Source organism: Roseateles sp. DAIF2 (genome assembly GCF_015624425.1).
In the GTDB taxonomy this organism is placed as follows: Bacteria; Pseudomonadota; Gammaproteobacteria; order Burkholderiales; family Burkholderiaceae_C; genus Kinneretia.
This window is the reverse complement of record NZ_CP049919.1, coordinates 5,088,469-5,111,217: the sequence shown is the minus strand read 5'-3', so window position 1 is coordinate 5,111,217 and position 22,749 is coordinate 5,088,469. Positions and strand designations below refer to the sequence as shown.

The window sequence follows — 22,749 nt, the reverse complement described above, 5'->3', positions numbered from 1 at the left end:
GGATTCAGCGCAAGAGGCTGGCCGGGTCGCTGCGCTGCAGGGAGCGCAGCGCGGCCAGGCCGGAGACCAGGGCGATCAACAGCACCGCCAGCGCGCACAGCGCGCTGATGCCGCCATGCACCGCGACCGGCACCGCATGGCCGCGCGCCAGCGCCAGCGCCAGCAGCGCCAGCAGGCCTCCCAGCAGCAGACCGCCGACGCCGATCCAGCCGGCCTGCTCCAGCACCACGCGGCGCAGCGCCGCGCGGCCCACGCCCAGCGCATGCAGGGTCGCGTATTCGTTGCGGCTGCCGGCCACCGCGGCCATCAGGGTCTGGCTGGTGATCAGCGCGCCGACCAGGGCCACGACCCCGGCCAGGAAGATCACCGCCAGGCCGGCGCCGGTCTCCAGCATCCAGAAGCGCACCGAGCGCTGCGCGAAGCCCTCGCGCGTCCAGAGCTCGAAGCCGAGCGCGCGGGCGCGCGGCGCCAGGCGCGCCAGCACCGGCTCGGTCTCCTCGGGCCGGTGCAGCTCGGCCAGGTAGTAGCTGTGGCGCGGCTCCTGCGGCTGCAGCCGCGCCGCGGTGTCCAGCGAGGCCAGCACGATCGGCGCGCCGAGCGCGCGCAGGCCGTCCAGCGCCGCCACCACGCGCACGCTGCGGCCGTTAATGCGCGCCGCGCCGCCGACCGCAACGCCCAGCTTGTCCAGGTCGGCGCGATCGACGATCACCGCCTCCGGCTCGCGCAGGCGCCGGCGCAGCGGCGCGTCCAGCAGCGCGCGGAACATCAGGGCCCGCTCGCTGGTGTCGATGCCGGAGACATAGATCGACAGCGCGCCGCTGCCGGCGCGCCAGTCGGCATCGATCCAGCGGAAGGGCTCGACATGGCGCACCGCCGGGTCGCGGCGCAGCGCCAGCTCGGTGTCGGGCGCGATCGCACGGCCCAGGTCCACGCTCTGCGTGCCCGGATAGCCGGCCCAGAGCTGGCCGCCCGAGGCGCGCACGAACACCGCGGCGCTGCCGAAGATGCCCTGCACCAGCGCGGCCTGCACCAGCAGCAGCAGGGCCGAGAAGGCCACCGCCAGCAGCGCCGGCAGGAAGCGGCGCCACTCGTGCAGCAGGGTCTTGCGGGCCAGCGCGATCATCCGGCGGCCCCCGGTGTCGGCGCGGCCGGCGGCAGGGGATGGCCCAGCGCCTTGAACAGGGCGACATAGGCCAGCTGCTGGCTCAGGCGCGCGCCCAGCCATTGCTGCCGTGCCTCCAGGCGCGCCAGCTCCAGGCCGGGCTCCGGCAGCGGCGCGGCCAGGCCGATGCCGGCGCGGCGCGCCTGCGCCTGGCGCTGCTGGTCCAGCTCCAGCAGCGCGCGCTCGGCGGCCTCGCTGCGCTCATGGCTGTGCTGCAGGCGCAGCAGCGCGGCCTCGACCTCGGCCTGGGTCTCGCGCACCACCTGGTGCTGCTCCAGCAGGGCCGCCTGCAGCTCATGGCGGCGCGCCACGGCCGCGGCATCGCGCCGGCCGGCGTCGAACAGCGGGATGTCGATCAGCGGGCCCAGCGCCAGCATCGGGATCGGCTTGTCGCCGGCCTTGCGGCCCAGCACCGGCACCGCCATGCCCAGATTGGCGGCCAGCGCCAGACGCGGCCAGCGCTCGGCCTCGGCGAAGCCGGCCTGCGCGGCGGCCTGGCGCAGCTTCTGCTCGGCGCGGCGCAGCGCCGGATGTTCCAGCAGCCAGGCGGTCGGCAGGCTGTCGGGCGCCGGCGGCAGCGCCGCGCTGCGGGGCAGGGCGGCGGGTTCGGGCAGCTCGGCGCGCGGCTCGCCGCGCAGGATCTGCAGGCGCTGGCGCTGCAGCGGCAGCAGGCGCGCGATCTGCTGTTCGGCCTCCCGCACCGCGGCGAGCCGCTGGCGCTGCGGCGCCAGGGTCGAGGCGGCCAGCAGCCCGAGGTCGACACGGCCCTGCAGCTGCTGCAGGCAGTGTTCCTCGGCCAGCACCGTGACGCGCGCCTGCTCATGGCGCGCCAGCTCGTGGCGCCATTCCAGCCAGCCGCGCACCAGCTCGGCCACCAGGCTCAGGCGCGCCTGTTCGAACTCGGCCTCGGCGAGCTCCAGCTCGGCCTGGGCCAGCGCCCGGCTGGCGGCGTCGCGGCCGAACAGGCCGAGCTCCCAGCGCGCGTCGAAACCCTGCTCGACCCAGCCGCTGCGGCTGTCGGGCGTGGCCACCGCGCCGCTGCGCAGGCTCAGCTCGGGCTTGTAGGCCGCCTCGGCGGCCGGCCGCAGCGCGCGCGCCGCCAGCAGGCGCCGGCGCGCGGCCAGCAGGCCCAGGTCCTTCAGCCGGGCGTCATCGATCAGGCGATCCAGCTGCGGGTCGCCGAAGGCCGTCCACCAGGCGCCGGGGCCGGCCGCCGCGGGCTCATGTTCGGGCAGCGTGCGTGCGTCGCCGGTGGCCTGCAGCCGCGCCTGCGGGCCGGGCCGCAGGGGCTCCGGCGGCGCGCTCGGCGTGGCGCAGGCCGCGAGCAGCAGCAGGGGTAGGCAAGACCTGACCCTTGAACATGAAGAAAGACTGAGCATGTGGCCTTTTGAGCGCTGGATAACGTTTTTTGCCAGCGTACACTCGCCATCTCAAGCAATGATGAAGACGGCCGGGAGGGCCGTGGCGAGCATGTCTTCCGCATGATCAAGCGCTCCGATTACCTGTTGCAGGGCGGCCGCCAGGGCGTGCTGCTGATCCATGGACTGACCGGCACGCCGGCCGAAATGCGCTTCGTCGCCAAGGGCCTGCATGCGCGCGGCTTCACGGTGCATGGCATGCAGCTGGCCGGCCATTGCGGCGACGAGGCCGACCTGCTGGCCAGCGGCTGGCGCGACTGGAGCGCCAGCGTCGAGCAGGCCGCGCTGGCGCTGAGCGCCCAGGTCGACCAGCTGTTCGTCGCCGGCCTGTCGATGGGCGCGGTGCTGGCGCTGCAGCTGAGCATCGAACGGCCGGGCCTGGTCAGCGGCCTCGGCCTGTACGGCACCACCTTCGTCTACGACGGCTGGACCATCCCGCCCACGGCGCGCCTGTCCTTCCTGCTGCCGCTGGTCTGCGCCCTGGGCCTGGGGCGCGGGCGCAGCTTCATGGAGGCGCCGCCCTACGGCATCAAGGACGAGCGCATCCGCGCCCGCATCGCCGGCAGCATGCTGGCCGGCGACAGTGCGGCCGGCGGGCTGCCGGGCAACCCCTGGCCCTCGCTGGCCGAGTTCCACCGCCTGGCGCGGCGCGTGCGCGCGCGGCTGGACCAGGTCGACGCGCCCTGCCTGGCCGTGCATGCGCAGGAGGACGATGTGGCCAGCCTGCGCAATGTCGAGATCCTGCGGCGCGGGCTGAGCGTGCCGCTGCAGACCCTGGTGCTGCCCGACAGCTATCACATGGTGACGGTGGATCAGGAGCGCGGACGGCTGATCGAGGCCTCGGCCGACTTCTTCACCGCGCTGGCGCCACGCGCGGCGCGGCAGCCCTGCGCCTACGTATGAGCGGCTGGCGCTTCCTGGTCGAGCCGGCCGCGCTGGTGCGGCGTTTCCTCGAGCATCCGCCCGAGGGCTTCGCGGTGACGCAGAGTGCCTGCGGCACGCCGCTGTTCGCGGCGCCGCTGGACCTGCTGACCACGGTGGAGGACGGCCTGCGCCGGCGCATCACCAACTGGCCGCTGTACCGCGTCTGGGGCCGCTGGCTGCGCCTGCGCGGCTGCTTCGCCGGCAGCACCGTCTCCGAATACCTGCCGCTGGGCGATGCCGGGCAGGGGCCCGCGGCCCAGGTGCGCGCGCTGCTGGAGGCCGCGACGTGCCGGCCGGAGTTGGCGCGCCATCAGCTGCTGGTGGTGAAGGACCTGCCGCAGCAGTCGCCGCTGCTGAGCGAGGCGGACAACCGGCATGCGGCCGCGCTGGCCGAGGCGCTGGGCGCGGCCGGCTTCGTGCTGCTGCAGGGCCAGGCGCTGGCCTGGGTGCCGATCGATTTCGCCAGCATCGAGGACTATCTGGCCGCCTTGTCCAGCGGGCGCCGGCGCGACCTGCGGCGCAAGCTGCGCAGCCGCGCGGCGCTGAGCCTGGAGCAGTGGGACACCGGCGACCCACGCCTGGCCGACCCGGAGTTGCGCGCCGAGATCTACCGGCTCTACCTGAATGTCTATGCGCAGAGCGAGATCCATTTCGACCTGCTGAGCCCGGCCTATTTCGACGCGGTGCTGCAGGACGGCAGCCAGCCGGGCCGGCTGTTCCTCTATCGCGCCGAGGGCCGGCTGATCGGCTGGAACCTGCTGTTCGAGCAGGACGGCCTGCTGATCGACAAGACCATCGGCCTGCAATACCCGCAGGCGCGCGAGCACAACCTGTACTTCGTCAGCTGGATCGTCAACCTGGAGCATGCGCTGGCGCGCGGCCTGCGCGCCTATGTGGCGGGCTGGACCGATCCGCAGGTCAAGGCCGCGCTGGGTGCCCGTTTCAGCCTGACCCGGCATGCGGTGCGCCCTCGCCGGGCCTGGCTGCGCTGGGGGCTGCGCCGGCTGGCGCCGCTGTTCGAGGGCGACCATGCCTGGCACAGCCAGGCGGCGAGCCGGTGATGCGCGAGCGCGCGCCGGTGGTGCTGGACCTGGACGGTTCGGTCGGGCCGCTGCCCGGCGAGCAGCGCCTGGACCTGCGCGAGCAGCAGGAGGCGCTGCGCTTCGGCTGCCGGCGCTCGGTGCTGGCCCGGGCGATGGCCGGCATCGAGGCGCGGCTGCCGGCCGCGCCCGGCCCCCTGTTCACCGGCAGCGGCGACTTCCACCACCTGACCGCGGGCCTGATCGCGCGCCTGGCCGGGCAGGGGCCGTTCGACGTGATCGTGTTCGACAACCATCCGGACAATATGCGCTACCCCTGGGGCATCCATTGCGGCTCCTGGGTGCGCCAGGTGGCGGCGATGCCCCATGTCGGTCATGTGCAGGTGATCGGCATCGGCTCGTCCGACGTCGGCTGGCGCCGCGCCTGGGAGAACCATTGGCTGCCGCTGTGGCGTGGGCGCCTGAGCTACCGCTGCCTGGGCGCCGATGTCGGCTGGGCGCGCCATGTCGGCCTGGGGCGGACGATCCGGGGCTACGAGGACGAGGGGGCGCTGCTGCGCTGCCTGGCGCGCGAGCGCGCGAAGGCGGGGCGCCGGCCGGTCTATCTGTCGATCGACAAGGATGTGCTGGACCCGCGGGTGGCGCGCACCAACTGGGACCAGGGCCGGCTCAGCGAGGCCGGGCTGATGACGGCGCTGGAACTGCTGCGCGGCCGGCCGCTGGTCGGCAGCGACATCACCGGCGATGTCTCGATCCACCGCTACCGCAGCCGCTTCAAGCGCTGGCTCAGCGGCATGGACGGCCAGCCGCAGATCGACCCGCAGCAGCTGCAGGCCTGGCAGGCCCAGCAGCACCAACTGAACCTGCGCCTGCTGGCGCGGCTGCAGACCCTGGGCTGAGGCTTTCCGCCATCCTCCCAAAGTCACCTTGTGCGTGGGGCTGCGCAGCCGGTATAAAGGCGGCCCGCCGTCGAGTCCCGCCGTTCTCCCGTGTTGTCGCCGAAGCCCCTGTTGTTCCTGCTGTTCTCCGCGCTGGCGGTCCAGGCCGCCCCCGACGAGGACCGGCTCGGCCGCGCCCAGGGCTATCCGGTCGGCAATGCCCGCAACTGGTTCGTGCAGGAGTCGGTGCGGGTCGGTTCCTTCACGCACCAGGCCGAGATTCCGCGCCTGCTGAACGGCCGGCCGCACGAGATGGCACCGAGCCCACGGCCCTTGCCGCTGCCGCGCGCCGCGCAGGAGCCGGACTACCGCTGGCGCGTCGACGGCCATTCGCGCCCGCTGAGCGTCGACGACTACCTGGCGCGCCAGCGCGTGATGGGTCTGCTGGTGCTGAAGGACGGCGAGATCCAGCTCGAGCGCTACCAGTACGAGCGCGGGCCCGAGCACCGCTTCGTCTCCAACTCGATGGCCAAGTCCATCGTCGCGCTGGCGGTCGGGCTGGCGCTGCAGGAGGGGCTGCTGAAATCGCTGGACGACCGCGCCGACCGCTATGCGCCGCGCCTGGCCGGCACGCTCTACGGCGAGACCAGCCTGCGCAACCTGCTGCGCATGGCCTCGGGCGCGCGCTTCGAGGAGCGCTACGACGGCCAGGACGACCTGGCCCGCTTCGGCGCCGCGGTGCAGCGCGGCGACCTGGAAAGCGCGGCGGCGCTGGTGGACGAGCGCGTCGCGCCGCAGGGCCAGCGCTTCAACTACGCCAGCGCCGAGACGCCGATGCTGGCGGCGGCGCTGCGCGGCGCCACCGGGCAGTCGCTGTGCGAATACCTGCAGTCGCGCCTGTGGCAGGCGATGGGCGCGGAGAGCAGCGCCTTCTGGTGGAGCGACCGCAGCGGGCTGGAGGCGGCCGGCGGCAACTTCAACGCGACCCTGCGCGACTATGCGCGCCTGGGCCATCTGCTGGCGCATGACGGCTGGCGGCCCGACACCCGCGAGCAGCTGCTGCCGCGTGAGTTTTTGCTCGACGCGACCGACTGGCACCGCCAGCCGGCGGCCTTCCAGCCCGGGCGGGCCAGCAATTACTTCGGCTATGGCTACCAGTTCTGGCTCTTCCCCGGCGAGGCGCGGCGCTTCGCGCTGCTGGGCGTCTATGGCCAGATGATCTTCGTCGACCCGCAGCTCAAGCTGGTGATGGTACACACCGCCGCCAATGCCACCGCGCGCTCCGGCCAGACCAGCCTGGCGCGCGAGGCCGACGCGCTGTGGCGCGGCCTGGTCGCCCATTACGGCGGCCGCTGGTGAGCCGGCAAGCGTTGTTGCTGTGCGCGGTCCTGGCCGGTGCCTGCGGAGCCGGCATGGCGGCGCCCGCGGGCGATGTGGCGGCCGGCCGCGCGACCTTCCGCGCCGGCTGCGCCTCCTGCCACCAGGTCGGCCCCTCGGCCCGCAGCGGCTTCGGGCCGCAGCTCAACCACCTGATCGGGCGCCGCGCCGGCTCGCTGGCCGACTACGCCTACTCGCCGGCGATGAAGGGCTCGACCCTGGTCTGGAACGAGCAGAACCTGGCCGCCTTCATCCGCCAGCCCGAGCGCGTCGTGCCCGGCACCAAGATGCGCTTCTTTGCGCTCGGCTACGACGAGCGCCGCATCGCCAATCTGCTGGCCTATCTGCGCAGCGAGCCGGGAGAGGCCCAGCAGCCAGCCCGCCCCTGACGCTCTGGCGCGCGCTGCGACGGCTCGGCAGCCGGAACTTGCAGTTCGTCGCGCTCGCCTGGTTTCGGCCTCGATGGACTTCGATACTGACTCCATCGACACACCAAACCAGGAGCCCAGCATGAACCGCACCACCACCACCCGCCTGATCGCCGCCGCCGCCTTCGCCGCCCTGCCGCTGCTGGCCGGCGCCGCCCCGCAAGCAACGAAGATCGAGCAGCTGCCCCGCGTCGTGATCACCGGCAAGTCCACGCAGTCGGTCGCCGTCGTGCAGCAGCTGCCGCGCGTCGTAATCGAGGGCCGCAGCGTCGGCAACATCAACGGTGCCCTGCTGGCGCAGATCGCCGCCCGCCGCGGTTGAGAGCCGGCATGCTTTATCCGCAAAAAGCACCCGGCCGGATCGGGGAGCCGAGGCGCAGCGGCAGCAAAGACTGCCTGCCGCTGCGCGTCGGCTCCTCCCCGAGCCCGCTCAGGCCGCCGCTTCCAGCCGCACCGCCACCCCGCTGAGCACCGCATTGCCCGACAGCGGGTCACGCGCGCCATCGTCCAGCAGCGCGTTGAGATTGACGCCGGGCCGTTCGGCCGCCAGAGCCAGGCGGCTGCCGGGCAGGTCATGGCCCCAGCCGTGCGGCAGGCAGACGACGCCGCGGCTCATCTCGGCGCTGACGGCGACGCGCGCCAGCAGCGAGCCTCGCTCGGTGCTGAGCCGCGCCCGGCCGCCGTCCGCCAGGCCGCGCGACGCGGCATCATCGGGATGGACCAGCAGGGTGCAGCGCTCCGGCCCCTTGGCCAGCACCGGCAGGTTGTGCATCCAGCTGTTGCCGGAGCGGGTGTCGCGCCGGCCGATCAGCAGCAGCTCGGCCGGCGGCCGGGCCAGCGCCAGGTCGACGGCCGGCAGGTCGGCCAGCAGCGCGGGCGGGGCCAGCTCGATGCGGCCCGAGGGCGTGCGCAGCAGCTCGGGGATGCGCGGCTGCAGCGGCCCGAGGTCGATGCCGCCCGGCGCGGCCTGGATCTTCGCGAGGGTCAGGCCTTGCGGACTCCGGCCAAAACCGTCGCCATAAGGCCCGCTGCGCAGCGCCAGGTCGACCAGGCGCTCGGGGCCGCGCAGCGGCGCCAGGGCCGCCAGCACCGCCTCGGCCTGCTCGCCGGCGAAGCGCCGCACATCGGCCGCGATCGCCGCATCGTCCAGCGCCCGCATGTCGCCGCGCCAGTCATCGCGGCCCTCCAGCAGGGCGCTCAGGCGCAGCAGGGTCTCCCATTCCTCGGGCATGCCGGCCGGCTTGTCGAACACCGGGCCGGAGAAGCGCGCGTGGTTGCGGTGCGAGAGCTGCGGGAAGGCGACGTCGTAATGCAGGTCCTCCAGCGGCGACAGGCCCGGCAGGATCACGTCGGCATGGCGGCTGGTCTCGTTCAGGTAGATGTCCAGGCTCAGCATGAAGTCGAGGCCGTCCAGCGCGCGGGCGATGCGCGGGCCGTTCGGTGCGGACAGCACCGGGTTCGCGGCCAGCGCGATCAGCGCGCGCACCTGGCCCTCGCCCGGCGTCTCGATCTCCTCGGCCAGCAGGGTGATCGGCAGCTCGCCGAAGACCTCGGGCGCGCCGCTGACGCGGCTGTGCTTGCGGCCGGTGGCGATGCCGCGGCCGACACCCGGCGGGCCCATGGTGTTGGCCGCGAAGGCGGCGGCCTTGGGGAACATCGCGCCGCCGGGCCGGTCCAGATGGCCGCTGAGCAGGTTCAGCGCATCGATCAGCCAGCTGTTGAGCGTGCCGAAGCGCTGGGTGCAGGTGCCCAGCCGGCCATAGACCGCGGCACGCGGGGCCGCGGCCAGCTCGCGCGCCAGGCGGCGGATCGTCATGGCGTCGAGACCGCAGCCGGCGGCCAGCCGCTCGGGCGGGTAGGGCGCGACGGCCGCGCGCAGCGCCTCGATCCCGTTCGTCCATTCGGCCAGGCGGCCCGGCTTGACCAGCCCCTCGTCGAACAGGGTGTGGACCATGCCCAGCAGCAGGAACACATCGCCGCCGGGGCGGATGGGCAGGTGCTCGTCGGCGGCCGCGGCGGTTTCGGTGCGGCGCGGGTCGGCCACCAGGATGCGGCCGCCGCGGGCGCGCATGGCCTTGGCCTTGCCGCGGTAGTCGGGCAGGGTCCAGAGGCTGCCATTGCTGACCATCGGGTTGGCGCCCAGCATCAGCAGCCAGTCGCAGCGCTCGATGTCGGGCACGGGAATAGACAGCCAATGGCCGAACATCAGCCCGCTGCTGAGCTGCTTGGGCATCTGGTCCAGGGTCGAGGCCGAGAACACATTGCGCGTTCCGAGCGCCTTCACCAGGCGCGGGAAGTAGCTCAGGAGGCTGACCTTGTGCGCGCTCGGATTGCCGATCACCAGCGCCACCGCGTCGCGCCCATGGGCCTGCAGCAGCGGCGGCAGGCGCCGCGCGATCTCGTCGAAGGCCTCGTCCCAGCTCGCCTCGACATGGACGCCGGCGGCGTTTTTGATCAGCGGCCGGCGCAGCCGGTCCGGATCCTCGTGCAGGTCCTTCAGCGACACGCCCTTGGGGCAGAGATAGCCATGGCTGAACACATCCTGCGCGGCGCCGCGGATCGCGACGACCTGGGGGCCTTCGGTCTGGATCTCCAGGCCGCAACAGGCCTCGCAAAGGGGGCAGATGCGGTAATGGGTCTGGCGGGCCGTTGTCGTCGCTGCTGCCATCGGAGTCTCCATGCTGGGGCTCTTCGCACTGTGCGCCGATTGTGTGGGGCAGGCGATGACCTCGGAGGTCATCTTGGTGACAGGCCGGACCGGGAATGCCCGGCCTTGCTGCCCAGGGCTTTCAGCCCAGCCATTCGCGCAGCTTGGTCAGCACGGCCGGATGGGTCTGCAGGGCCAGATGGCCCGCGCCGGCCAGCACCCACTGATGGTCGGGCGGGAAGTCCAGGCGTCGGGCCGCCTCGCGATGCCGGCCCAGCGCGCTGGCGACCGGCACCAGGCCGTCGCCCAGCAGGCGTGCCGGCAGTCCGGCAGGGTTGCCGGCCGTGGTGGCCGCGATCGCATAGCAGTCCACGCCCGCCGGCAGCGGCAGGCTGCGGCGCTGGCCCCAGTCCTGTTCACGCAGCGAAGCCCAGCGCAGATCCTGGATGCCGGCGCTGCGGCGCCGGGTCAGCGCTATCAGCGGCCGGGCGTAGGCGCTCAGCCCCAGCAGCAGCTGCAACTGCTGACCGCCCTGCTCCAGCGGCGCACCCAGGTGCGGCGAGCCCAGGCTGACCAGGTGGCGTAGCCGGCGCGGCCATTGCAGGCCTTCGGCCTGGGCGTGGTGGACCGCGCTGCGCGCCAGCAGGCCGCCCATGCTGTGGCCCAGCAAGCTCAGGTCCTGCAGCGGCACGGGCCATTGCTGCAGCAGCCGCTCCAGCAGCCGGGCCAGCTGACGGCCGTTGTCGGAGATGTGCAGGCCGCTGTTGTAGTGCAGATGCAGCGGCGTGTAGCCTAGCGCCTCCAGGCCCTCGGCCAGATTGCCGCGCTGCCACTGCAGATCGTTCATGCACAGGCCGTGGATCAGCAGCAGGGGTCGCGGGCCGGCATCCTGCGGCGCGGCCGTCAACGCCCGGCCCTGCCGGCGCAACTGCATCGGGATGGCCAGCGGGTTGTCGGTCGCCGCCAGATAGTCGCCCAGCACGCCGTTCAGGATCGCCAGCAGGGCCTCGGTGCCGGGCACGGCGGGTGAGTCCGGTTCGGGGGCGGTCAGCCAGGGCTCCAGGCCCTGCAACGCGATGTCGATGCCGCCGCCGACCAGGTGGGTGATGCCGCGCACGCTGCGGTAGACCAGGCCGGTGATGCCGCTGCCGGCCGGCGCCCGCGTCACACCGCGGTGCAGGGCTTCGACCAGCTCGGTCAGGCCATGAGTGGCGGCGATGGCCAGGCGACCGGCCCCGCGCAGCTGGCGGATCGGGGCGTGGTGTCGGGCGGCTTGCATGGCCGCATCATGCGTCACATCTGCTTGAACAGATGCGTGTAGCTCTCCGCCACCAGCAGGGTGTCGGCGCTTTCCTTCAGCTTGATCTGCATGCGGCCGCGGAAGTCGCGCGTGACGCCGGCCACCGCGCCGGCGTTGACCAGGGTCGAGCGGTGGATCTGCCAGAACTGCTGTGGGTCCAGTTCCTCGACCAGCTCCTTCAGCGGCTTGCGGATCAGGGCCTCGCTGTCGCGGGTCGCGACCTTGGTGTACTTGCTGTCGGACTGAAAGTACAGCACCTCGTCGACCGTGATCAGCTTCAGGGTCTGGCCCACCGAGGCGTTGATCCAGCGCAGGAAGCTGCCGCGGCCGGCGGGCGCGCCGGCCTGGCGCGTGGCCAGCTGGTTCAGCACGTCCCCCAGCTCGGCCGGCGGCTGGGCCAGGCGCTGCTTGACCCGGCCGATCGCGGTGAACAGGCGCGTGGCCTGCAGCGGCTTCAGCAGATAGTCCACCGCGCCCTGGTCAAAGGCCTGCACCGCGTACTGGTCGTAGGCGGTGACGAAGACCACATGGGCGCGGCCGGCCACCTGGCGCGCCACGTCCAGGCCGGTGGCGCCGGGCATCTGGATGTCGAGGAACAGGATGTCGGGCCGGTGCTCGTCGAGCAGGCGCAGCGCCTGCACGCCGTCGGCCGCCTCGCCGACGATGGACAGCTCGGGCCAGAGCTGGGACAGGCGCTCGATCAGCTCCTGGCGCAGGGTCAGCTCGTCCTCGGCGATCACGGCGGTGGGGGCGAGCAGGCTTCTCATGGTTTCAGCTCCAGGATGAACAGGGTGGCGTCCTCGCTGCTGCGGCAGCGCAGCTCGGTCGGCCCGCCGGACAGGGCCTGCAGGCGCTGCGACAGGTCCCGCAGCTCGGCGTCCTCGCCGCACAGATCCGGCCGGTCGAAGCCCAGCAGCAGGCGCAGGCCGCCGTCCAGCGGCTCGACGCTGAAGCTGCAGCGCCCCGGCAGCGCCGGTGCGGCCAGGCGCAGCGCGCGCTGCAGCAGCGGCAGCAGCAGCATCGGCGGCAGCGGCGCGCCGCGCAGCGCCTCGGGCCAATGGGCCTGGAAGCTGACCCGCGCCTTGCGCCGGCCGGCCACCACGGCCAGATAGCTCTCCAGCAGCTCGGCCTCGCTCTCCGGCGTGCCGCCCATCTCGCGCAGGCGCGGCAGCGCGACGCGCAGATGGCGGATCAGCCGCTCCATCTGGATGGGCGCCTCGGCATCGCCGGCGGCATAGGCCTGCTCGACATCGACCAGGATGTCGAACAGGAACTGCGGCTCCACCTGGGCCTGCATCACCGCCAGCCGCGCCGCCATCGCGCGGCGCGCCATCACGCTCTGTTCATGCAGCAGCTGCTGCAGGCTGGCCTGGGCGCGCTTGCGCCGCGCCAGCAGCTCGAGCAGCGCCACCGTCAGCATCGAGGGGATGAAGACCTGCAGGCTGTCTCCCAGGAAGCTGGCCCAGGGCGGCACGGCGCGGGCGTATTTCTCGCCCTTGCGCTCGCGCAGCAGGTCGCCGATCGAAGGCCAGTCCAGCTGCGCAACGATCTGCCACAGGCAGGCCATCGCGATCATCGAGCCCAGCAGGGTCGCGAGGCCCAGGCGCCAGAGCCGGTGCGGATGGTCCGGCCGGCTGCGCGCGGCCGGCAGCCAGCACAGCATCAGCAGCAGGGTGACGATCACCGGCGAGAACAGCTGGCGCGTCAGCGCATGCAACCAGCGCGCATCGCTGTCGACATGAGCCAGCGCGCTCACGTCGATCAGGCCGTACAGCAGGCCCATCAGCAGGAATAGGACCAGCTCGCGGCGGCGCAGCGAACGCCAGGAGGCCCAGAGATGGCGCAGCGGACCGCCGGCCGCGGCATCGGCCGGCGTCGGCAGCACCGCGCTCATGTTTGCACCCCGGCCAGCGGCAGGCGCACCCGCGCCACCACGCCGCGCGGCTCGGCCGCTTCCAGCTCCAGCGCCGCGCGCGGGCCGAACAGCGCGGCCAGGCGGGCGCGCGTGTTGGCCAGGCCGACGCCGGAGCCGCCGCTGGCGGCAAAGCCCTGGCCGTTGTCGCGCACCTCGACCGCCAGCTCGTCGGCGCTGCGCTGCTGCGCACTGATATGGATGCGGCCACCCTCGGGCAGCGGTGACAGTCCATGCTTGATCGCGTTCTCGACCAGGGTCGGCAGCACCATCGGCGGCAGCCGGGCCGACAGCAGGGCCGGCTCGGCCTCGATCTCGAAGGCCAGGCGCTCGCCCATGCGCATCTGCAGGATGGTCAGGTAGCTGCGCACCAGCTCCAGCTCCTGGCCCAGGGTGGATTCGCTGCGGCGCATGCTGGGCAGGGCGGCGCGCAGATAGGCGATCAGGCTGACCAGCATGTCGCGGCCGCGCTCCGGTGCGGTCTCGTACAGGCGTTTGACATTGGCCAGGGTGTTGAACAGGAAATGCGGCTCGATCTGCGCATTCAGCGCCGACAGCTGAGCCTCCAGCTGCTGGGCCTGCAAGGTCTCATGCCGGCGCGCGGTGGCCAGCAGCTGCTGGCGCGTCTGGCGCTCGGCGCGGGCGGTCAGCAGCAGCGCATAGGCCACGCCGCCCAGCAGGGTCCAGAGCAGGGTGGTGGACAGGGCCCAGCTCCACTTCCATTCCGCGCTGGGGTCGTCGGTGCGGGCCATCAGATGCCGGCCGAACATGCCGGCCATCGCGCCGCTCACGATCGCCAGGCTACGCAGCGGGATGGCCCAGCGCCGCCCCGGCCGGGCCAGCCAGGCCTCGACCAGCGCGACGGCCAGCAGCAGGGCCAGGCCGGTGATGGTGGTCTGGCGGGTATAGCGCAGCGCCGAAAACAGCCAGTCCAGGCCGGTGCCGTCGCCGCCGTACCAGGACAGGGAGCGCGACAGCGCGACGCAGCAGCAGAAATAGAACACCGCGGCGATCGCGCGCAGATTGAAGACCTGCAGGAACGCCTGTTGGGCGGAGGATGGGGGCATGGCGGGATTCTCGCGCCGCCGCCCCGGGCTCGCCAGGGCTTGCGACGAAACGGGGCCGGGTCGGACGAACTAGGGTTTGGCCGGCGCCGGGCCGACCCAGCCGGGCTGGAACACCCGCATCTCGTGCAGCTCGTAGCCGAAGGTGCGGCTCTGCATCGAGGGATCTGCATCCATCAGCGCGCGCGCCTCGTCCGGGCCGGCGGCCCTCAGCACCAGCAGGCCCTTGTCGCCGTAGCGGGCGCCCATGGCGATCCGGCCCTCGGCGCGCAGCCGGGCCAGATGCTCGGAATGGGCGCGGAAATGAGGCTGGGCCGTGGCCGGCTTGGCCTGATCCCAGGCCGCACCGGTGCGGATCTCGACGGCGAACAGCCGCTCGGCCGGTGGCGCCTCCTGGGCCGGGGCCAGGCCGGCGGCCAGCGCCAGCAGCAGGGCGGTCAGGGCGTGCGGCATTGTTCGCATCGCGCCAGTCTAGGCAGGCTCGCGCGATCCCGCACCCGGTTTGGCCCGCATACTGGCGGGCCAGCCCAAGGGCGACCGGAGACGACAAGAAGATGCGAATCGATATCGGCGGCGGCGTGCGCCTGTTCGTGGACGTGGAAGGCCCGGGCCTGGTGCCCGACGGTGCGCTGATGCGCGAGAAGCCCACCCTGATCTGCATGCATGGCGGGCCGGGTTTCGACCACAGCGCCTTCAAGCCTGGTTTCTCGGCCCTGGCCGACATCGCCCAGATCGTCTACTACGACCACCGCGGCCATGGCCGCAGCGATGCCCGCCCGCGCGAGGAATGGACCCTGGACCATTGGGCCGACGACATCGTGCGCCTGTCCGATGCGCTGGGTATCGAGAAGCCGATCGTGCTGGGCCAGAGCTTCGGCGGCTTCGTCGCGCAGCGCTATATCGCACGCCACCCGGGCCATGCGGCCAAGGTCATCCTGTCCAGCACCTCGCACCACATGGGCCTCGCGCGCAAGCTGGACTGGTTCGGCCGCCTGGGCGGGCCCGCGGCGCGCGCCGCGGCCGAGGCCTTCTGGAGCCGGCCCGACACCCAGACCTGGGAGGCCTATTGGCGCATCTGCCGCAGCCTCTACAACACCCAGCCGCCGCTGGACCCGCAGTCGGGCGCGCGCACCCTGGCCAATATCGAGATCCTGCTGCACTTCGTCGCCGGCGAGAAGCAGGGGCTGGATCTGCTGCCGGGCCTGGCGCGGGCGGCCTGCCCGGTGCTGGTGCTGACCGGCGACCAGGACCCGGTCTGCCCGGTCGAGGACGCGCGCGAGATCGCCGCGGCCCTGCCCGAGCGCTGGCGCCGCTTCGCCTGCGTGCCCGGTGCCGGCCATGGCACCTGGCGCGACAAGCCGCAGGAGGCCTACCCCATCCTGCGCGACTTCCTGCTGAGCTGAGCCTCGCGGCCGCTGCTTACTTCTTCTGGTCGCGGCGGCGCTTGGCCGCCCACAGCAGGGCCAGGCCGGCCGTCATCAGCGCATAGGTCTGCGGTTCAGGCACCGCGGCCAGCGCGGCGACGCCGGTGTCGGTGAAGTCGGTGAACACGCCGTCCACGCCCAGGCGCAGATAGGCCTCGATCTCGGCCTGGCCGCTGCCAAAGCCCAGGATGCCGGCGTCGTCGCGCATGGTCCAGGTGTGGACGAACAGCTTGTTCGCATGGGCGGCCTCGATCACGCCGGTGCTGCCGGCGACCAGGCGGTCCAGGCCGTTGACCACGCCATCGCCGTTGCGGTCGACGCCGTCGGCCACGGTCTTCAGCAGATAGGGTTTCCAGGGGCCGATGCCGTCGGCATAGGTGGCGACGAAGGACAGGCCGATATTGCTGACCAGGTCGGCGAAGGTCAGCTTGCCGCCCGCGGCCACCTCATCGGCCGGCTGGGCATAGGGGGCGGCCAGCGAGATCGAGCCATCGGGCTTGACGTCATCGGCGTCGACCAGCTGCACCAGCTTGATGTCGGTGCGGCTGTTCAGGTACTGCAGATTGCGCACCTCGAAGCTCTGGATGAAGACCGGCGCGTTGGCGCTGTTGCCATAGGCGTTGTGCAGGGTGCTGACCAGCTTGTCCTCGAAGTAGTTCTTCGAGAAGCCCAGGCCCTGGGACACGCCCTGCATATAGGTCGAATGCTTGAGCTCGGGGTAGATGCCGATCTGGCGGCCGGTCTCCAGGCTCTTGGCCTTGGCCAGCGCGATCACCTCGTCCAGCGTCGGCACCTGGAACTGGCCGTTGTACTGCTGCGGCCGGTTGGCGCGCGGCTGCACCGCGCGCAGGGTCTTCAGCTCGGCCAGGGTGAAGTCCTCGACGAACCAGTCGGTGGTCGCGACGCCGTCGACGGTTTTGGTGCGCTTGCGGTCGGCGAAGGCGGCGATGCTGCCGACATTGGTGGTGGCGCCGATCATCGGCTCGTGGCGCGCGACCAGGATGCCGTCCCGGGTCATCACCAGGTCGGGTTCGATGTAGTTGGCACCCAGCTCGATCGCTTTCGCATAGCCTTCCAGCGTGTGCTCGGGCAGATAGCCCGAGGCGCCACGGTGGGCGATGATCAGCGGCTTGCTGCCGTCCAGCGTGTTCCAGGCCAGGGCGGCCGGCGCGGCGGCCGACAGCAGCAGGGCGGCCGCCAGGGCGGGCAGGGTCGGGGTGCGTTGCATCGTCGGGCTCTCCTCTTGCGTATGGGTCGATGATCGAAGGCTTCGGTGAAGCTTCGATGCCATGCGAGGGAGCTTTGTAGTCCGTTCGGACTAGGCGGGAACTAGGGGCAAGACCTGTCCCTAATTTGAAGCGAGCAGGGCCTTCAGCTCGCGTTCCAGCAGGCGCGCGTCGCCGAGATTCATCTCCAGCAGGCGGCGCAGATGGGTGATGCTCTCGATGTCGATGCTGCGGCACAGCAGGCCGACGCGGCGGCCGTCCAGCTCGACATGGGCCACCTCGCCGGCCATCGCGATGCCGACATCCATCTGGGACAGGGTGACCGAGAGCAGGCAGGGATCGCCCGGCTTCACCTGGGCGCCCTCGGGCAGCAGCAGCAGCGCGCCCTTCAGCGACAGATCGACCACCTTGACCGCCAGACGCAGGCTGGTGGTGGTCAGCTGGGCCTCGGCATCGAAGGCGACGCGGGCGAAATGGCGGCGTTCGGTACTGATGATGGACTCCCGGTGGGGCGGGTCCATGCTAGCACCATCACGCCGGCGCGTGACGGGCCAGGAATGGGCTAGAAATCGTCGTGAGCGTGAATGGTGCTCAGCTCGATGGCTTCCTGCAGGCGCTGCGGCGCGACGGCCTCCAGGCCCATCGATTCCAGCAGGTACCAGCTGGCGCGCAGGAAGGCCTCGGTCTCCTGGCGCGCCTTGTCGGCCATCAGTCCGGCCAGCTCGCCGGCGCGCGACAGCGCCGCCTGGCCGCCACGGGCCTGGACATGGCCGCGCGCCTCGAAGCGTGGCGCCGCGTAGCGCTCGGCCACGCGCTGCAGCAGGGCCTGCAACTCGTCGGTCTGCTCCTGCTCGCCGAGCAGGCGGCCCAGGTCGCCCAGCAGGCGCTCGGCCGCGGCGGCCAGCAGGCGCGCCGCATGGTCGCTGCCGCCGGCCAGGTACAGGGCCGCACCCAGGTCGACGTACTCCAGCGCCAGCGCCAGCTTGGGCAGGTCGCCCTGCGCGTTCATGATGAGGGGTGGCGCCGGTGGCGCGCTTGGGCTTGCATGATCGGTTGCTCGCTCCGAACGGTGAAGCCGGCGCGAGGGCCGGCGGCCGGGCAAGTGTAGGCGCAAGCCGGCGCGCCGTGCTTTCGCTGCGCCGCGGATTCACCCTTCGGAGGGTGGGGCGCGGCGTGCAAAACAGCACACTCCGGGCGTCTCAGCGCCACCAGGCGCTGCCGGGCAGCGGCGCGCGCAGGTCCAGGCGCTCGCCCATGCGCGGCGTGCTGAGCGCGACATCGCGCGCGGCGGCCAGGGCCTCGATGCGCTCGAAGGGCTCGGTCCAGCCATGCAGGGCCAGGTCGAAGGTGCCGTTGTGGATCGGCAGCAGGCGCCGGCCGCCCAGGTCCAGATGTGCCTGCAGGCTCTCCTCGGGCTGCATGTGCACGTCGGGCCAGTCCTCGTTGTAGGCGCCGGTCTCGACCATCGTCAGGTCGAAGGGACCGAAGCGCTCGCCGATCGCCTTGAAGCCGTCGAAATAGCCGCTGTCGCCGCTGAAGAAGAGGCGCACCTCGGGCGTCATCAGCACCCAGGAGGCCCACAGCGTGCGGTTGCGGTCGGACAGGCTGCGGCCGGAGAAATGCTGGGCCGGCGTCGCGACCAGGCGCAGCACGCCGATCTGCAGGCCCTGCCACCAGTCGAACTGCTGCACCTTGGCCGCCGGGATGCCCCATTCGATCAGCCGGTCGCCGACGCCCAGCGGCGTCAAGAACCGCGCCACCTTGGGCGCCAGCGCCAGCACGGCGTCATGGTCCAGGTGGTCGTAATGGTCATGCGACAGGATCACCGCTTCGATCTCGGGCAGCTCCTCCAGCGCGATCGGCGGCGCATGGAAGCGCTTTGGGCCCAGGAAGGCGAAGGGCGAGGCGCGCTCGGCGAACACCGGGTCGGTCAGCCAGAACTTGCCGTCCAGCTTGAACAGCAGGGTCGAATGCCCGAGGCGCCACAGGCTCTGGTCGGGCGCTGCCAGCAGGTCGGCACGGCTCAGCGGCAGCACCTCGATCTGGCGCTGCGGCGTCGCGTCGGCCGGTTTGTCGGTCAGGAAGCGCCACAGGATCTGCAGCCCCTTGCCCAGGCCCGGCTCGCGCAGCGCGCGGCCATTGTGGAAGCGCCCGTCGGCGAACTGGGCGGATTGGCGCTGGGCCTCGGTCGGCAGGGCGCTGCGGCAGAACAGGGTGAGGGCCATGATGCTGAATAGGAGGAGGAGAAGGAGGATGAGCGGGAGGCGAAGACGCTTCACGGGCGTGGCAATGCAAAAAAGTACACTGCACAGTGTAGTGTTTAAATCGTAAAAGTAAACTGCCGGGTGTAAAATTTTTGGCATGTCGTCCGAAACCACGAGTCCGACGCGGCTGACCGACCGCAAGCGCGAGGCCATCGTGCTGGCCGCGATGGCCGAATTTCGCGAGCACGGCTTTGCCGGCACCAGCATGGACCGGCTCGCCGCCGTCGCGGGGGTGTCCAAACGCACGGTCTACAACCATTTCCCCAGCAAGGACGAGCTGTTCGCCGCGGTCCTGCTGCAGCTGTTCGAACGCAGCCAGGCGCTGGCGGGCCTGGCCTACAGCCCGGCGCGGCCCCTGCGCGAGCAGCTGCTGGAGCTGCTCGCGCAGAAGATGGCGCTGCTGAACGACGCGAGCTTCATGGCGCTGTCGCGCGTCGCGGTGGCGGAGATGATGCATGTGCCGGAGCGCGCCGAGGCCATGGTCGGCCGCCTGGCCGAGAAGGAGGCGGGCCTGGCGAACTGGCTGCGCGCCGCCCAACAGGACGGCCGGCTGCGCCCGCTTGATCCGCAGTACGCGACGCAGCAGCTGCAGGGCCTGCTGAAGGCCTTCGCCTTCTGGCCGCAGCTGGCGATGGGCCAGCCGCCGCTGGACCTAGCCCGCCAGCGCCAGGTGCTGGAGGACAGCGTCGACATGTTTCTGTCCTTTTACAGCGTGGCCGACCCGGGCTGACTTGGGTTAAGGTCGCTCCATCGAACAGGAGACCTTGATGGACATGCGCGATGCACAGGACCCGGACCGCCGCGAGCTGCTGCTGGGGCTCGGGGGCGCCTGCCTGGCGTTGGGTCCGGCCGCGGCCTGGGCCAACGAGGACAAGAGCACCTACGACGAGGACTCGATCCTGAAGGCCGCGACCGAGTTCTTCGGCGACACCACCGAGGGCCTGGCGAAGGTGATCGAGAAGGCCTTCAAGGAGCAGGGCCGCCCGAACGCCTATATCAAGGGCGCGGAGGCCGGCGCCGCGCTGACCGTGGGCCTGCGCTACGGCGAGGGCCAGCTGGTGACCAAGGGCGGTGGCGGTGCCAAGGTCTACTGGGCCGGCCCGTCGATCGGCTTCGACGCCGGCGCCAATGCCTCCAAGGTCTTCACCCTGGTCTACAGGCTGCCCAACACCGGCGCGATCTTCCAGCGCTTCCCGGGCGTGGACGGCAGCGCCTATTACATCGGCGGCGCCGGCATCAACTACCAGCGCCTGAAGAGCATCACGCTGGCGCCGATCCGCCTGGGCGTCGGGCTGCGCGCCGGGGTCAGCGTCGGCTATCTGCATTACCGGCGCGAAAAGAGCCTGAACCCGTTCTGAGGCGACGCGCCGGCACTTGGCGCCGGCCGCGCTGATCGGTTTGTTCGGACTGCGCGCACAGGCCGATAGCCTGCAGGCCGGCGCGGCCGGGCACCGGCGTCTTCCATAGTCCACTCGGCAGGGGTGGACTCACGCTGCCGACATGCCTGCTCCAGAGAATCCGCCGCGCTGCATCCGCAGCTGCCCGCCCCTCCCTGGAGTGACCATGAGCCAGCAAGACCTGTCCCCCGAAAATTTCTCCCCGTCCCGCCGCGGCCTGTTGCGCAGCGCCTCGGCCGCCGCTGCCCTGCCGTTCGTCGCCTCGCTTGGCGCCCTGCACGCCCGCGAGGCCCTGGCCGCCGGCGGCAATACCGCGCTGGTCGACAGCCTGTACGGCCCGATCGCGCCGGTCAACGACCTGACGACCGGCCTGCCGCTGCTGCAGCTGCCGCCCGGCTTCAGCTACAAGAGCTTCGGCTGGACCGGCGACCTGATGAGCAACGGCAAGCCCTGCCCGGCCGCGCATGACGGCATGGGCGTGGTCGCGACCCGCAAGGTCGGCCGCAGCACCGAGATCGTGCTGGTGCGCAACCATGAGGTCGGCACCGGCAGCGACGCCAGCTTCTTCGGCGCGCCGGCCGTCTACGACACCGGCAGCGGCTTCTCCAACGGCGGCACCACCAACCTGGTGTTCCGCGATGGCGCCTTCCTGCGCATCGACGCCAACCTCGGCGGCACCCGCACCAACTGCGCCGGCGGCATCACGCCCTGGGGCACCTGGCTGACCTGCGAGGAGGTCGGCTCCGACTCGATCAGCAACGCCGGCCGCAAGCATGGCTATGTGTTCGAATGCGCGGCCGACCCGGCCCAGACCACCGGCCAGCCGATCATCGGCATGGGCCGCTTCGCGCATGAGGCCGTGGCGATCGACCCCAGCACCGGCATCGCCTACCTGACCGAGGACAGCTCGGGCAAGTCCGGCTTCTACCGCTACATCCCCGATGTGCTGCCGGGCACGATCGGCTCGCTGGCCCAGGGCGGCAAGCTGCAGATGGCCAAGGTCAAGGAGCGCCACAACGTCAATGTCGCGCCGGCCCAGCTGGACCAGGCTTACGAGCTGGAATGGGTCGACATCGTCGATCCGGACCGCAACCGCGGCAACGCCACCGGCCCCGAAGGCGCGACGATCAGCAACGCTTCCGGCCCCTTCGTGCAGGGCTGGAACCAGGGCGCGCTGCGCATGAACCGCGGCGAAGGCATCTGGTACTTCGCCGGCAAGATGTATGTGATGGACACCTCGGGCGGCAGCATCAACCGCGGCGCCATCTGGGAGCTGGAGCTGGCCACGCAGACCCTGACCTGCATCTACTCCACAGCCTCCACCACGGTCGGCAATATGGGCGACAACCTGACGGTCAGCCCGCGCGGCGGCCTGCTGATCTGCGAGGACGGCGGCGGCGTCACCGACATGTTCGGCTTCGGCGAGCGCCTGATGGGCCTGACCGACGAGGGCAGCGCCTACATCTTCGCGAAGAACAACTACAACGTGACGGCCGCCCAACTGGCCGCCGCCGGCAAGCGCACCAGCCTGGCCGGCGACCGCCGCGGCACCGAGTTCTGCGGCGCCTGCTTCGACCCGACGGGCCGCTACCTGTTCGTCAACCAGCAGACTCCCGGCATCACCTTCGCGATCACCGGTCCCTGGGCCAAGGGCCCGCTCTGAATCGAGGAATCCCCATCATGACCAAGACCATCACCAAGCAAGTCCTGATCTCCGCCGCCGCGCTGCTGGCGCTCGGCGCCGGCCAGGCCCAGGCCGCCCAGTTCAACGGCGCCATCGGCCAGGGCGTCAGCGTGACCGACTACTCGGAGGCCGGCAAGCTGGCCTTCGACCTGGACTTCGCGCAGCGCAGCCAGGTCACGCTGAACTTCAGCCTCGATGCGCAAGACCTGGCCCTGGGCTCGCTGAGCTTCAACGCGCTGGTGCGCAATCTGTCGGGCCTGGGCTTCGAGGGCACGCAGGTCGCGCTGAGCGGCATCGGCTTCGCGCTGCCGCGCGGCACGCTGACGACCGACGGCTTCCAGAGCGTCGTGGCGCAGGGCGGCAACGCCCAGTCGGCGTGGGCTCGCTTCGGCGCGCCGGGCGTGACCACCGAGTTCTACATCGGCAACCCGCTGGGCAACGGCAGCGCGACGGACTGGACGCTGGATCTGGCCGGCCACCAGGTCGGCGACACCTTCCGCATCACCGTGGCGGTGCCGGAGCCGGAGAGCTATGCGCTGATGATCGCCGGCCTGGCGGCCGTCGGTTTCGTGGCCCGCCGCCGCAAGCAGCAGCAGGCCTGAGG

23 protein-coding genes are annotated in these 22,749 nt (G+C 71.7%); 11 read left to right on the top strand and 12 right to left on the bottom strand.

The window, feature by feature from the left end:
- Nucleotides 1–4 precede the first annotated feature (4 nt).
- Together G8A07_RS23550 and G8A07_RS23545 are read right to left on the bottom strand one after the other, a co-directional pair.
- Nucleotides 5–1,123, bottom strand: coding sequence for an ABC transporter permease (locus G8A07_RS23550; RefSeq protein WP_195794355.1), 1,119 nt, complete (start codon nucleotides 1,121–1,123; stop codon nucleotides 5–7).
- Nucleotides 1,120–2,541, bottom strand: coding sequence for a TolC family protein (locus G8A07_RS23545; RefSeq protein ID WP_195794354.1), 1,422 nt, complete (start codon nucleotides 2,539–2,541; stop codon nucleotides 1,120–1,122). The genes G8A07_RS23550 and G8A07_RS23545 overlap by 4 nt, the downstream gene beginning before the upstream one ends.
- Nucleotides 2,542–2,643: 102 nt before the next feature.
- Here G8A07_RS23545 and G8A07_RS23540 point away from each other — a divergent pair, with 102 nt between their 5' ends.
- The 6 genes from G8A07_RS23540 to G8A07_RS23515 all read left to right on the top strand — a co-directional run bounded on the left by G8A07_RS23540 (nucleotide 2,644) and on the right by G8A07_RS23515 (nucleotide 7,549).
- Nucleotides 2,644–3,483, top strand: a complete 840-nt coding sequence (locus tag G8A07_RS23540) for a carboxylesterase (protein ID WP_195794353.1) — start codon at nucleotides 2,644–2,646, stop codon at nucleotides 3,481–3,483.
- Nucleotides 3,480–4,565 carry a peptidogalycan biosysnthesis protein gene (locus G8A07_RS23535; RefSeq protein ID WP_195794352.1) on the top strand — a complete coding sequence of 362 codons (1,086 nt, stop codon included), beginning with the start codon at nucleotides 3,480–3,482 and terminating at the stop codon, nucleotides 4,563–4,565. The genes G8A07_RS23540 and G8A07_RS23535 overlap by 4 nt, the downstream gene beginning before the upstream one ends.
- Entirely contained in the window at nucleotides 4,565–5,443 is an 879-nt protein-coding gene (locus G8A07_RS23530; RefSeq protein WP_195797938.1) for a hypothetical protein, read from the top strand. Before G8A07_RS23535 ends, G8A07_RS23530 begins: the two co-directional genes overlap by 1 nt.
- Before the next feature lie 93 nt (nucleotides 5,444–5,536).
- Nucleotides 5,537–6,781, top strand: coding sequence for a serine hydrolase (locus G8A07_RS23525; protein WP_249937119.1), 1,245 nt, complete (start codon nucleotides 5,537–5,539; stop codon nucleotides 6,779–6,781).
- Between the two features lie 53 nt (nucleotides 6,782–6,834).
- Entirely contained in the window at nucleotides 6,835–7,188 is a 354-nt protein-coding gene (locus tag G8A07_RS23520) for a cytochrome c family protein (RefSeq protein WP_195794351.1), read from the top strand.
- Between the two features lie 121 nt (nucleotides 7,189–7,309).
- Entirely contained in the window at nucleotides 7,310–7,549 is a 240-nt protein-coding gene (locus G8A07_RS23515) for a hypothetical protein (protein ID WP_195794350.1), read from the top strand.
- A gap of 108 nt (nucleotides 7,550–7,657) precedes the next feature.
- Here G8A07_RS23515 and G8A07_RS23510 read toward each other — a convergent pair whose 3' ends face one another.
- From G8A07_RS23510 to G8A07_RS23485, 6 genes are all read right to left on the bottom strand, one after another.
- Nucleotides 7,658–9,895, bottom strand: coding sequence for a molybdopterin-dependent oxidoreductase (locus G8A07_RS23510; RefSeq protein ID WP_195794349.1), 2,238 nt, complete (start codon nucleotides 9,893–9,895; stop codon nucleotides 7,658–7,660).
- A 121-nt stretch (nucleotides 9,896–10,016) separates the two neighbouring features.
- Nucleotides 10,017–11,153: an alpha/beta hydrolase gene (locus G8A07_RS23505; RefSeq protein ID WP_195794348.1), complete on the bottom strand. Its 1,137-nt coding sequence runs from the start codon at nucleotides 11,151–11,153 to the stop codon at nucleotides 10,017–10,019.
- Between the two features lie 14 nt (nucleotides 11,154–11,167).
- Complete coding sequence (locus tag G8A07_RS23500; protein ID WP_195794347.1) at nucleotides 11,168–11,941, bottom strand: LytTR family DNA-binding domain-containing protein; 774 nt, start codon at nucleotides 11,939–11,941, stop codon at nucleotides 11,168–11,170.
- Nucleotides 11,938–13,068: a histidine kinase gene (locus tag G8A07_RS23495; RefSeq protein WP_195794346.1), complete on the bottom strand. Its 1,131-nt coding sequence runs from the start codon at nucleotides 13,066–13,068 to the stop codon at nucleotides 11,938–11,940. The genes G8A07_RS23500 and G8A07_RS23495 overlap by 4 nt, the downstream gene beginning before the upstream one ends.
- On the bottom strand, nucleotides 13,065–14,153 hold the full coding sequence (locus G8A07_RS23490) for a sensor histidine kinase (protein ID WP_195794345.1): 1,089 nt from the start codon (nucleotides 14,151–14,153) through the stop codon (nucleotides 13,065–13,067). The genes G8A07_RS23495 and G8A07_RS23490 overlap by 4 nt, the downstream gene beginning before the upstream one ends.
- 69 nt (nucleotides 14,154–14,222) lie before the next feature.
- On the bottom strand, nucleotides 14,223–14,612 hold the full coding sequence (locus tag G8A07_RS23485) for a YciI family protein (protein WP_195794344.1): 390 nt from the start codon (nucleotides 14,610–14,612) through the stop codon (nucleotides 14,223–14,225).
- Between the two features lie 92 nt (nucleotides 14,613–14,704).
- Here G8A07_RS23485 and G8A07_RS23480 point away from each other — a divergent pair, with 92 nt between their 5' ends.
- Complete coding sequence (locus tag G8A07_RS23480; protein ID WP_195794343.1) at nucleotides 14,705–15,553, top strand: alpha/beta fold hydrolase; 849 nt, start codon at nucleotides 14,705–14,707, stop codon at nucleotides 15,551–15,553.
- 16 nt (nucleotides 15,554–15,569) lie between these two features.
- Here the strand turns inward: G8A07_RS23480 and G8A07_RS23475 are convergent, their stop codons facing one another.
- The 4 genes from G8A07_RS23475 to G8A07_RS23460 form a co-directional block, all read right to left on the bottom strand.
- A complete protein-coding gene (locus G8A07_RS23475; RefSeq protein ID WP_195794342.1) occupies nucleotides 15,570–16,802 on the bottom strand; it encodes a glycerophosphodiester phosphodiesterase in 1,233 nt (410 codons plus the stop codon).
- Nucleotides 16,803–16,922: 120 nt separating this feature from the next.
- Nucleotides 16,923–17,321, bottom strand: a complete 399-nt coding sequence (locus G8A07_RS23470) for a PilZ domain-containing protein (RefSeq protein ID WP_249937118.1) — start codon at nucleotides 17,319–17,321, stop codon at nucleotides 16,923–16,925.
- 41 nt (nucleotides 17,322–17,362) lie between these two features.
- A complete protein-coding gene (locus tag G8A07_RS23465; protein ID WP_195794341.1) occupies nucleotides 17,363–17,809 on the bottom strand; it encodes a hypothetical protein in 447 nt (148 codons plus the stop codon).
- Nucleotides 17,810–17,999: 190 nt separating this feature from the next.
- Nucleotides 18,000–19,025, bottom strand: coding sequence for an MBL fold metallo-hydrolase (locus G8A07_RS23460; protein WP_195794340.1), 1,026 nt, complete (start codon nucleotides 19,023–19,025; stop codon nucleotides 18,000–18,002).
- A 136-nt stretch (nucleotides 19,026–19,161) separates the two neighbouring features.
- Between G8A07_RS23460 and G8A07_RS23455 the strand changes: the two genes are divergently transcribed.
- The 4 genes from G8A07_RS23455 to G8A07_RS23440 all read left to right on the top strand — a co-directional run bounded on the left by G8A07_RS23455 (nucleotide 19,162) and on the right by G8A07_RS23440 (nucleotide 22,747).
- Nucleotides 19,162–19,794, top strand: a complete 633-nt coding sequence (locus G8A07_RS23455; protein WP_195794339.1) for a TetR/AcrR family transcriptional regulator — start codon at nucleotides 19,162–19,164, stop codon at nucleotides 19,792–19,794.
- 37 nt (nucleotides 19,795–19,831) lie between these two features.
- On the top strand, nucleotides 19,832–20,422 hold the full coding sequence (locus G8A07_RS23450) for a DUF1134 domain-containing protein (protein WP_213086196.1): 591 nt from the start codon (nucleotides 19,832–19,834) through the stop codon (nucleotides 20,420–20,422).
- Nucleotides 20,423–20,627: 205 nt separating this feature from the next.
- A complete protein-coding gene (locus tag G8A07_RS23445; RefSeq protein WP_195794338.1) occupies nucleotides 20,628–22,124 on the top strand; it encodes a PhoX family phosphatase in 1,497 nt (498 codons plus the stop codon).
- A gap of 17 nt (nucleotides 22,125–22,141) precedes the next feature.
- Nucleotides 22,142–22,747 carry a PEP-CTERM sorting domain-containing protein gene (locus G8A07_RS23440; protein ID WP_195794337.1) on the top strand — a complete coding sequence of 202 codons (606 nt, stop codon included), beginning with the start codon at nucleotides 22,142–22,144 and terminating at the stop codon, nucleotides 22,745–22,747.
- Nucleotides 22,748–22,749 lie beyond the last annotated feature (2 nt).

Excerpts from the sequence above, each read along its gene's own strand:
- G8A07_RS23550 (WP_195794355.1), bottom strand. The coding sequence starts at position 1,123 with ATGATCGCGCTGGCCCGCAAGACCCTGCTGCACGAGTGGCGCCGCTTC.
- G8A07_RS23545 (WP_195794354.1), bottom strand. The coding sequence starts at position 2,541 with ATGCTCAGTCTTTCTTCATGTTCAAGGGTCAGGTCTTGCCTACCCCTG.
- G8A07_RS23540 (WP_195794353.1), top strand. The coding sequence starts at position 2,644 with ATGATCAAGCGCTCCGATTACCTGTTGCAGGGCGGCCGCCAGGGCGTG.
- G8A07_RS23535 (WP_195794352.1), top strand. The coding sequence starts at position 3,480 with ATGAGCGGCTGGCGCTTCCTGGTCGAGCCGGCCGCGCTGGTGCGGCGT.
- G8A07_RS23530 (WP_195797938.1), top strand. The coding sequence starts at position 4,565 with ATGCGCGAGCGCGCGCCGGTGGTGCTGGACCTGGACGGTTCGGTCGGG.
- G8A07_RS23520 (WP_195794351.1), top strand. The coding sequence starts at position 6,835 with ATGGCGGCGCCCGCGGGCGATGTGGCGGCCGGCCGCGCGACCTTCCGC.
- G8A07_RS23515 (WP_195794350.1), top strand. The coding sequence starts at position 7,310 with ATGAACCGCACCACCACCACCCGCCTGATCGCCGCCGCCGCCTTCGCC.
- G8A07_RS23510 (WP_195794349.1), bottom strand. The coding sequence starts at position 9,895 with ATGGCAGCAGCGACGACAACGGCCCGCCAGACCCATTACCGCATCTGC.
- G8A07_RS23505 (WP_195794348.1), bottom strand. The coding sequence starts at position 11,153 with ATGCAAGCCGCCCGACACCACGCCCCGATCCGCCAGCTGCGCGGGGCC.
- G8A07_RS23500 (WP_195794347.1), bottom strand. The coding sequence starts at position 11,941 with ATGAGAAGCCTGCTCGCCCCCACCGCCGTGATCGCCGAGGACGAGCTG.
- G8A07_RS23495 (WP_195794346.1), bottom strand. The coding sequence starts at position 13,068 with ATGAGCGCGGTGCTGCCGACGCCGGCCGATGCCGCGGCCGGCGGTCCG.
- G8A07_RS23490 (WP_195794345.1), bottom strand. The coding sequence starts at position 14,153 with ATGCCCCCATCCTCCGCCCAACAGGCGTTCCTGCAGGTCTTCAATCTG.
- G8A07_RS23485 (WP_195794344.1), bottom strand. The coding sequence starts at position 14,612 with ATGCGAACAATGCCGCACGCCCTGACCGCCCTGCTGCTGGCGCTGGCC.
- G8A07_RS23480 (WP_195794343.1), top strand. The coding sequence starts at position 14,705 with ATGCGAATCGATATCGGCGGCGGCGTGCGCCTGTTCGTGGACGTGGAA.
- G8A07_RS23475 (WP_195794342.1), bottom strand. The coding sequence starts at position 16,802 with ATGCAACGCACCCCGACCCTGCCCGCCCTGGCGGCCGCCCTGCTGCTG.
- G8A07_RS23470 (WP_249937118.1), bottom strand. The coding sequence starts at position 17,321 with ATGGACCCGCCCCACCGGGAGTCCATCATCAGTACCGAACGCCGCCAT.
- G8A07_RS23465 (WP_195794341.1), bottom strand. The coding sequence starts at position 17,809 with ATGAACGCGCAGGGCGACCTGCCCAAGCTGGCGCTGGCGCTGGAGTAC.
- G8A07_RS23460 (WP_195794340.1), bottom strand. The coding sequence starts at position 19,025 with ATGGCCCTCACCCTGTTCTGCCGCAGCGCCCTGCCGACCGAGGCCCAG.
- G8A07_RS23455 (WP_195794339.1), top strand. The coding sequence starts at position 19,162 with ATGTCGTCCGAAACCACGAGTCCGACGCGGCTGACCGACCGCAAGCGC.
- G8A07_RS23450 (WP_213086196.1), top strand. The coding sequence starts at position 19,832 with ATGGACATGCGCGATGCACAGGACCCGGACCGCCGCGAGCTGCTGCTG.
- G8A07_RS23445 (WP_195794338.1), top strand. The coding sequence starts at position 20,628 with ATGAGCCAGCAAGACCTGTCCCCCGAAAATTTCTCCCCGTCCCGCCGC.
- G8A07_RS23440 (WP_195794337.1), top strand. The coding sequence starts at position 22,142 with ATGACCAAGACCATCACCAAGCAAGTCCTGATCTCCGCCGCCGCGCTG.